Genomic DNA, 6,265 nt, shown 5'->3' on the forward strand with positions numbered 1-6,265 from the left:
GGGTTACAGATTATAATTATTTCTTCCCTTTTTTAAGTTCTTTGTTCTTCTTTGCTTCAGGTAAATAATTGTCAGATGATATAACTTTTTTACCTGTTCTAGTTTCAAGTTCCAATCTTGCATTGCCTGCAACCGCACCTCCCAATTTTGAAGCTTTTTGATTTTCTTTAAATCCTTTTGGATCCTGTGTTTTTACAATTTCAGTTGTGGAAGCTGCACCCAGCATAGAGAAAATTAATTCAAGGTCATTCATATGGTCACGAAGGTTTTGAGATTTCAGCCCTTAAACTTTTTTATATTCTGAAGGTGTTAAACCAAAAGTTGCTTTTGAAATTTCTGCCGTTAATATAGAATATTCTATATGTTTTTCTACACCTCTGTTTTTCCATTCTTCTGTCAATTGTTCTCGGATAGCAATACTTCGCATTCGTTTCTCAATCCAATCATCAGGATAGCCTTTTAATTTATATAACTCCCTTGTTCTTTGTGTAGCCAGTTCTGGGTTTTCAATTTCATCTAATCTGTCTGCACCAACTTGTGCTAACCATTGTTTAAATGGTTCTGTTTTGGGTGATGGTATGGATTGTATGATGCGTAGCAAGCCTTTTGTATCAGAAGCTTGCACTTTTCGTCTTTTCCCATCTGCGGCTTCCATTTCAACTAGGGTACAAATTGTACCCCAGTTGTTGCTAAGTATTTCATCTCGACTCAACATTTTCTTTATATATTGTTTAACATCAGTGCTGCCTGTTAGTACTTCTACAACATCTTGCGTAGAGAAATACCATTTCTGCTCTTTTTCGTTCCATTCAGAACGAATCTGTTTGCTTTCAAATAATTTTATACTACTCATTGTGTTCAATTTTGAAATTCAAAAATACTTTGTTGGTGTGCTAATAAAATATACAGATTGTACACAAGAATGTCAACAACAGTCGCGTCAGCCGCATGAGGGATAGAAGCCGGCATCCCGCTAGGTAGCTGGATAAGGCGAATGAGCCCGACCCACGCTTCGTGGGGCATGCCATAATATATATAATACTTTGTTATGATGAGATTCTTCACATTGAATCCCGATAAGTCGGGATCAGAATGAGGGTGTGTGCTCCGCATGAACGAGATTACCACGTTTGAACTTCGCAAGCTTGCGTAGTCGTAATGACGGTGCCGCCTTCGCTTTTATGAGATTCTTCGCCCGAAGCGGGACTCAGAATAACGTGCTACACCCCCGTATAATTAAACGGCGTAATCCCTTTCAACTCATTCTTTATACTGTCACTCACTTCCAAACCATCAATAAAAACTACTAAAGATTGTTGCGTAATTTTTTCATTGGTGCGGGTTAAAGCTTTAAGAGCTTCATAAGGTTTTGGATAAGATTCGCGGCGTAAAATAGTTTGTATAGCCTCGGCAACTACGGCCCAATTATTATCTAAATCGGCGTGAATTTTATCGGTGTTTAGAATAAGTTTGTCTAAACCTTTTATTATACTTTTCATGGCAATTACACTATGTGCAATGGGAACTCCGATATTGCGTAAAACGGTGGAGTCTGTTAAATCCCTTTGCAGGCGTGAGACTGGCAGCTTGCGTGTGAGGAATTCGAACATCGCATTGGCCATTCCCAAATTACCCTCTGCATTTTCAAAATCAATTGGATTTACTTTATGCGGCATAGCCGATGAACCTACTTCACCTTCTTTTAATTTCTGTTTAAAATATTCAGAAGATATATATAACCATATATCCTGACACAAATCTATATATATAATATTGATGCGTTTAATATTATCGAATATCGCACCCAGATAATCATAATGTTCAATTTGTGTAGTATGCTGCATCCTTTTAAGGCCAAGGGTTTCCACGAAGGCATTGGCAAATTTCACCCAATCATTTTTGGGATAAGCTATATAATGTGCATTCAAATTTCCAGTAGCTCCGCCAAACTTGGCAGGGTAGGGGATTTGTTTTAATAAGGCCAATTGGTTTTCCAATCTTTCTATATATACCAAGAATTCTTTTCCCAATTTTGTGGGCGATGCAGGTTGTCCATGTGTGCGGGCAAGCATAGGTATATCAGCCCATTCGTGGGCACACGATTTTAATTTTTGTATAATATCGGTTAAAGGTTTGCTCCAACATTCATATAATCCCTCTTTCAAACTTAAAGGTATTGCTGTATTATTCACATCCTGACTAGTCAACCCGAAATGTATAAACTCTGATATATTAGATAAGCCAATTTTTTCTACTTGTTCTTTTATATAATACTCCACGGCTTTCACATCGTGGTTGGTAGTTTTTTCTATATCTTTTATTTGGGTTGCCGCAGCTTCGTCAAAGTGATTAACTATATTTCTGAGTGCTTGTTTTTGTTCGTTTGTAATTTTATTTTGCAATTGCTCAATGCCACTATCAGCCAATGCCAACAAATATTCTATCTCAATTTGCACACGATATTTTATTAAAGCATATTCGCTAAAATATTGTCCAAGATGTTCGGTTTGTTTGCGGTAACGTCCATCGATAGGACTAATAGCTGTAAGTGGATTTAATTGCATTGTTATAATATATTATTTATACTTTGGTCATTTCTTTTTCTACATTCGTTATAATACTTTTCACTTCTGCTTCGGTGGCAGATGCAATAGTTGCTGCTTCCAATAAGTGTTTTTCAGCATATACTTTATCTTTCAGGCCAGATGCATTGATACGCACATTCAAGTGTGCTCCCTCTACGGCAGTGCGGATACACAAAGCTCCAACCGCAGCATCAGTAATAGAACTTGGACTTCCTTTTTCGGTCATGGCTTTCATTAAATCCAAACTTTCGTGTGCAAGTTTCATTACTTGCAACGGAATTTCTACTGCATATTTGGTAGCATTTTGTATAGCTTCTGTGCGTGCTGCTTTTTCCTCATCATTACTTTTGGGCAAAGCAAAAGCATCCATAATTTTTGTGAACGCATTGGTGTCTTCATCCACCATATATAATAGTTGGTCTTTTATAGTTTGACCTTTTGCTGCGTATTCAGAAAAGTATAATGTTTGCTCTTCCCAACCTCGCTTTCCCGCACTTAAGTTTGCTACCATCGTACCTAATGAAACGCCCAGTGCACCGCAGTATGCAGCGATAGAACCACCACCGGGAGCAGTACTCTCACTCGCAGTTTCGTTGGCAAATTCTCTTAAGTTTAATTTGATTAATTTACCACCTAAGGCTTCTCTTAATTTGTATTCTATAATCTTTTTATTGGGATCGAATGGAGCCAAGTCATCAAGTCCCATAGATTTTACGGCTATATGTATCAATTCTTCTTCACTCACCCCAACAGATCTTTTTTGCAAGGTGAGATAATGACGACCTGCATCCAACAAAGCTTGCAAAGGAATGAGTCCAACAAGTTCGCTACCTGTTACACGTAATCCACGATTTTGAGCAGATGTAAAGCACGCATCAAACGCTTGGTGTACGGAGGCTACCGCAAAGTTTGTGAGATTAATAGATACTTGTGCAATATCATATTCTTCGATATACCAACCAATGGCCTTGCATTCTTTTAATAAACCTGGAATACGAATTTCATTTCCACTATCATCTTTTTCTATAGGTCCAGTATATGGATTTCCACTACGTTTTGCACGTCCGTTTTCTCTAATATCAAATGCAACAGAATTTGCAAGTCGGGTCGATTTTGTATTGAGATTTACATTATAAGCAATCAAAAAATTTCGAGCACCAATTACGGTTGCTCCTTGTTTGGCAGGGAACTCCGCAGGACCGAAATCTGGTTTCCATTCGGGTAGTTTTATTTTTTTGAAGAAACCTTCATACTCTCCGTTTCTAATTTCGCTCAAATTTTTGCGTGATGCATTGCTCTGAGCTTCTTCATATAAATATACAGGAATTTGTAATTCTTTTCCTACGCGTTCGGCAAGCTTTTGTGCATAATCCGCTGTCTCTTCCATCGTAATTCCAGATACAGGAATAAACGGACAAACATCGGTGGCACCCATACGAGGATGTGCTCCAGTATGCTGGCTCATGTCTATAATATCTCCTGCCATTTTGATTGCTTGAAAAGCGGCTTCTACCGCAGCTTCTGGCGTGCCTACAAAAGTTACTACGGTACGGTTGGTGGCTTTGCCTGGGTCAACATCTAATAATTTAACGCCTTCTACAGATTCAATGGCATCGGTTATTTGCTTGATTTTAGCAGGGTCGCAGCCCTCCGAAAAATTGGGTACACATTCTATCAGTTTCATACTTTGATATTAAGTGGGGCAAAGTTAAGGTTCAATATTCAAATAGGGGAATGCTATTAAAGTAAGATTATTTGAACGCTTTTGGAGTTGTGATACGGCGAATATATAATGGCTCACTCCTAAGCAAATCCCGAAGGAATGATATTATTATAATTCAATAATGCATTACAAGTTTAAACCCTGAAAGGGTGACATTTATATCATCCCTTCGGGATTTTATGGCGATGCCCTCTTGTTGTTTACTATAATACCATCCCTTTGGGATTTTAAAACTAAAATAATGAAGGAACCGAATGTTTATATCAAGACAAATTTTTCCGTATTATTGCACTATGAAATACGGTCTTATTTTTTTCTTGTTATTATATATAAATATTTGTACTGCTCAAAAAACTGGAGAATACAGAGGAACACTACTGCGTGCAGATGGAAACCATATTGGTTTTGATTTTGATATGGTAACAAAATCGGGTAAAACAGTGTGGTATATAATAAATGGCGAAGAAAAAATATTGGTGGATGATATAATAGTAAAAGGTGATTCCATGTTTGTAAATATGCCTATTTATGAATCGCAATTTAAAATTAAAATTAATGATAGTACAAATTTGCAGGGTGCATGGGGCAAGGCAACCCGCGGCAAAACGATGCTGATGCCATTTGTGGCAAACAAAAGGGGCGTATACACAAGTTATGATCCACGATTATTGTTGAACCAAGGAATTACAGGCACATGGAAAGTAGATTTTACGGATGTTGAAAATATAAAAACACCCGCTGTAGGCGTTTTTGCACAATACGGATTTTATATAACAGGCACCTTTCTTACCCCAACAGGCGATTACCGGTTTTTATCGGGCGTGGTTGATAATGAAAAAATATATTTATATTCATTTGATGGTGCAAGGGCTTTGTTTTTTTATGGACGAATTAAAGATACAAATACTATCATAGATGGACATTTTTATTCAGGCGATACATACAAAGAAACATGGGTAGCCATTAGAGATAGCAATGCTACGCCACATCCAGAATTATCCGCAGCATTTGTAAAACCCAATTCAGGGCCACTTAATTTCTCTTTCAAGAATACAGATGGAATTTCCGTTTCTATCAAAGACAAACATTATAAAAATAGGGTAGTTATTATACAAATACTTGGGTCGTGGTGTCCAAATTGTATCGATGAAACAGCTTTTTTAACGGAGTATTATAATGCCAACAAATCTCGAGGCGTTGAAGTGATTGGCCTTGCTTATGAGTATAGTGCAGATATGGGCCGTTGTATGAAAAATTTACGTAAATTGAAATTAAGATTAAACGTGCCCTATGAATTATTGATTACTGGTGTAGCTGTGGGCGACACAATGCGAACAGAAAAGACACTTCCGCAAATAACAAAAATTAAAATGTTTCCTACAACTATTATAGTTGACAAAAAAGGAAATATCCGAAAAATAGATACAGGTTTTTATGGGCCAGGCACAGGTGAGTATTATGAAAAATATAAAATGGAATTTGCTGAACTTATGGATAGTTTATTAGGAGAATAAATTAAATTTTTTTTGTGAAATTAGATATATCTTTTTACAAATTAAAATTGTTATGATAATCCAAAGAATAAAAGATGAAGTAATCATTAGGCTGTCAGCTAAAATGAAAATATCTGAACTGCAAGGTATGACGGACTATCTAAGATATATTGAGCTAACACAAAAATCAAAAGCTACACAAAAAGACGTAGATAAATTAGTGGCTGAGGTTAAGAAAGGTAGATGGTCAAAAACGAAAACTCAAGTATCTAAATAAAGGTTTTTGTTGATATCAATATCCTTTTCAGTGCCTTTCTTATGGAATATTATATATTGAGTTTCGGTATAACATCATTCGCTCGCTGTTAACCGTCATTCTGAGCGATGCTTCGAGCGAAGAATCTGTTCAAATGGAAGGAAATAATATAACATCATTCGCTCGCTTTTAACCGTCATTCTGAGCA

6 protein-coding genes are annotated in these 6,265 nt (G+C 36.8%); 2 read left to right on the plus strand and 4 right to left on the minus strand.

What is annotated here, in order from left to right; genetic code table 11:
• Positions 1–16: 16 nt before the first annotated feature.
• The 4 genes from SGJ10_02130 to ftcD all read right to left on the minus strand — a co-directional run bounded on the left by SGJ10_02130 (position 17) and on the right by ftcD (position 4,269).
• On the minus strand, positions 17–253 hold the full coding sequence (locus SGJ10_02130) for a hypothetical protein (GenBank protein MDZ4756922.1): 237 nt from the start codon (positions 251–253) through the stop codon (positions 17–19).
• A 30-nt stretch (positions 254–283) separates the two neighbouring features.
• Positions 284–853, minus strand: a complete 570-nt coding sequence (locus SGJ10_02135; protein ID MDZ4756923.1) for a Bro-N domain-containing protein — start codon at positions 851–853, stop codon at positions 284–286.
• A 367-nt stretch (positions 854–1,220) separates the two neighbouring features.
• Complete coding sequence (gene purB / locus SGJ10_02140; protein MDZ4756924.1) at positions 1,221–2,564, minus strand: adenylosuccinate lyase; 1,344 nt, start codon at positions 2,562–2,564, stop codon at positions 1,221–1,223.
• A 16-nt stretch (positions 2,565–2,580) separates the two neighbouring features.
• Positions 2,581–4,269: a glutamate formimidoyltransferase gene (gene ftcD / locus SGJ10_02145; GenBank protein ID MDZ4756925.1), complete on the minus strand. Its 1,689-nt coding sequence runs from the start codon at positions 4,267–4,269 to the stop codon at positions 2,581–2,583.
• 332 nt (positions 4,270–4,601) lie between these two features.
• Between ftcD and SGJ10_02150 the strand changes: the two genes are divergently transcribed.
• Both SGJ10_02150 and SGJ10_02155 read left to right on the plus strand, forming a co-directional pair.
• Positions 4,602–5,822 (plus strand): TlpA disulfide reductase family protein, encoded by a 1,221-nt coding sequence (locus tag SGJ10_02150; protein MDZ4756926.1) that lies wholly within the window; start codon positions 4,602–4,604, stop codon positions 5,820–5,822.
• 52 nt (positions 5,823–5,874) lie between these two features.
• On the plus strand, positions 5,875–6,078 hold the full coding sequence (locus SGJ10_02155; protein ID MDZ4756927.1) for a hypothetical protein: 204 nt from the start codon (positions 5,875–5,877) through the stop codon (positions 6,076–6,078).
• The last annotated feature ends 187 nt before the right edge of the window (positions 6,079–6,265 follow it).

It is taken from the genome of Bacteroidota bacterium (assembly GCA_034439655.1).
In the GTDB taxonomy this organism is placed as follows: Bacteria; Bacteroidota; Bacteroidia; order UKL13-3; family UKL13-3; genus CANJUD01.